This window comes from Actinosynnema sp. (assembly GCF_052038725.1).
Genome location: NZ_JBQGCX010000894.1, coordinates 1 through 2,361, shown reverse-complemented (window position 1 = coordinate 2,361; position 2,361 = coordinate 1). Strand labels below are relative to the sequence as shown.

At 71.7% G+C, this 2,361-nt stretch carries 2 protein-coding genes and 1 pseudogene; 1 reads left to right on the top strand and 2 read right to left on the bottom strand.

Annotation, left to right across the window (positions count from 1 at the left end; all coding sequences use genetic code 11):
* Nucleotides 1–437 (bottom strand): annotated as a pseudogene (locus tag ACTUAL_RS18535) (thiamine ABC transporter substrate-binding protein); the annotation flags it as partial.
* 135 nt (nt 438–572) lie between these two features.
* Here ACTUAL_RS18535 and ACTUAL_RS18530 point away from each other — a divergent pair.
* Nucleotides 573–866, top strand: coding sequence for a 4a-hydroxytetrahydrobiopterin dehydratase (locus tag ACTUAL_RS18530; protein WP_096491504.1), 294 nt, complete (start codon nt 573–575; stop codon nt 864–866).
* Here ACTUAL_RS18530 and ACTUAL_RS18525 read toward each other — a convergent pair.
* A complete protein-coding gene (locus ACTUAL_RS18525; RefSeq protein WP_440901151.1) occupies nt 822–2,018 on the bottom strand; it encodes a mannosyltransferase in 1,197 nt (398 codons plus the stop codon). The genes ACTUAL_RS18530 and ACTUAL_RS18525 overlap by 45 nt on opposite strands.
* Nucleotides 2,019–2,361 lie beyond the last annotated feature (343 nt).

Sequence of the window (2,361 nt, the reverse complement as noted above, 5' to 3'; positions counted from 1 at the left end):
ACGTCCTTGAGGGCGGCGACGTCGACGTTGAGGCAGACGTCGCCGACGTCGACGGCGTGCAGGCGGTTCGCGGGTTCGAGCCGGTAGCGCTGCGCGCCCTTGTCGCCCTCCGGCGAGGTGTGCTCGGCGAACACGCTCTCCTTGAGGGCGCGGGAGGCGAACGTCGAGTCGACGCCGAACGCGACGTCGCCGATGGGGTTGGCCTTGGTGAGGACCAGCTTGTTGGTCAGCTCCCCGGCGTCGCCGCTGGCCAGCGGCTTGATCGTGATGCCGGTGTCGGACTTGAACTCGTCGAGCCGGGCCGGGTCGACGGCGAACGAGTCGTGGGTGACCAGGGTGACCACGCGCTCGCCGGGCGCGGCGGGCTGGTTGCCCGCGACGGAGCAGGCGGCCAGCAGCACGACCAGCGGAGCGGCGGACAGGGCACGTCGGAGCATCATCTCTCCCTACACCGGCATGACCCGGATCAGGTGTGGACGGTCGAAGGCTGGCGTGCCTTCCTCTCAGCCCGGCGCACTACCGGACTCCCGTGGTGCCGAGCAGCTTACGTCACCCGGTGGAATGATTCGCGCATGGCCGAGCTGCTGACCGACGACCAGCTGACCGCGGAGCTGGCGGACCTGCCGGAGTGGACCGCGCAGGGGGTGTCGCTGGTGCGCGCGGCGGACCTGCCGTCGTTCCGGGCGGCGATCGACGTGGTGGACCGCGTGGCGGACGTCGCCGAGCGCATGGACCACCACCCGGACGTGGACATCCGCTGGCGCAAGCTGGTGTTCCGCTGCTCCACGCACTCGGCGGGCGGGATCACGGCGCTGGACGTGTCACTGGCGCACGAGATCGACCGGGCGCTCGACGCGCCGGCGTGAGCGCAGCTCCACCACCACCGCGACCAGCGTCAGCACCCCGGCGGCCGGGTAGACCCAGCCCAGGGCGGACAGGTGCCACGGGCGCGGGATGATCCAGATCGACTCCTGGGCCATCAGCAGGAACGAGATCAGGTAGCTGCCCACCGCCACCAGCCACACCCACGCGGCGGCCGTGGCGAGGCGGTGGGTGGCCCGGTAGGTCAGCCACAGCAGCGCGGGCACCATCCACACCCAGTGGTGGCTCCACGAGATCGGCGACACGAGCAGGCCCAGGAACTGGGTGCTCACGACGGCCGCGAGGCTGTCGTTGGCGCGCACGGACTCCAGCAGCGCCCACAGGGCCAGCGCGGCGGCCAGGGCGGCGGCGACCAGGAAGATCGGACCGGTCTCCACGTCGTGCCCGACCGTGCGGGAGAGGGCGCCGCGCAGGGACTGGTTGATCGCCGAGCCGACCGGGCCGACGCGGGTGGCGTCGCCGAGGAGCTCGAACCAGAACTGGTGCGACTGGCTCGCGGAGATCGCGTAGCCGAGGCCGACCGTGCCCGCGAACGCGGCGAACGACCACAGCGCGGCGGTCCAGCGGCGGGTGGCCAGGAAGTACAGGCCGGTGATCGCCGGGGTGAGCTTGACGCCCGCCGCGACGCCGGTGCCCAGGCCCGCCACCCACGGGCGGGCGCTGACCATGGTGCCGATGAGCAGCGCGGCCAGGACGAGGTTGATCTGGCCGTAGTTCAGCGTGGTGCGGACGGGCTCGACCCAGATCAGCAGGCCGGTCCACAGCAGGACGCGGCGCGGGTTCGCGCCACCCGCCAGCTCCAGCGAGGTGCGGGTGAGGTACCAGAGGCAGGCCAGGGACAGCAGCTGCCAGAACCAGCGGGCCACGCCCCACGGCACCCAGGACAGCGGGACGAACACGAGCGCCGAGAACGGCGGGTAGGTGAACGGCAGCGCGAACTGGTCGGAGAACTCCTTGAGGCGCCACTGGTACAGCTCGCCGGTGAACAGCTCGGGCGCGGCGTTCCGGTAGACCATCAGGTCGACCATGGTCATCTTGGTCTGGAGGGCGACCATCAGCAGGTGCCCCAGCAGGGAGAGCCCGAACAGCCAGGGCGCGAGGGGCAGCACGCGCGCTTCCAGGGTGCGCAGGTTCACCGAGGATCCTCCACGATCGTGTGAGTTTCATGACTGCCGGGGCAACGTTCCGGGTACCCGTGCGTCAAGACCTGTGGGAGATCAACCGCAACAAGGGGAAGTCGCAGGACCGCCGACATCGTCGTGTTCACCGTGGCCGCCTTCGGGATGCTGGCGACCGCCGGTGGCGTGCTGGCGATGGCCAGGCACAGCCGCAAGCAGGTTCGCTGACCCGACGCGGGGCCTCCGGGGGGGGAGGCCCGCGGTCGAGGAGCGCGTCGGGGGCCCCGGGTGAAAGCGACCACCGGGCCCCCGCAATCCCGGGGGCCCTGGCGGGGGACGGGGGCGTGGGGGCCGCGGGGTG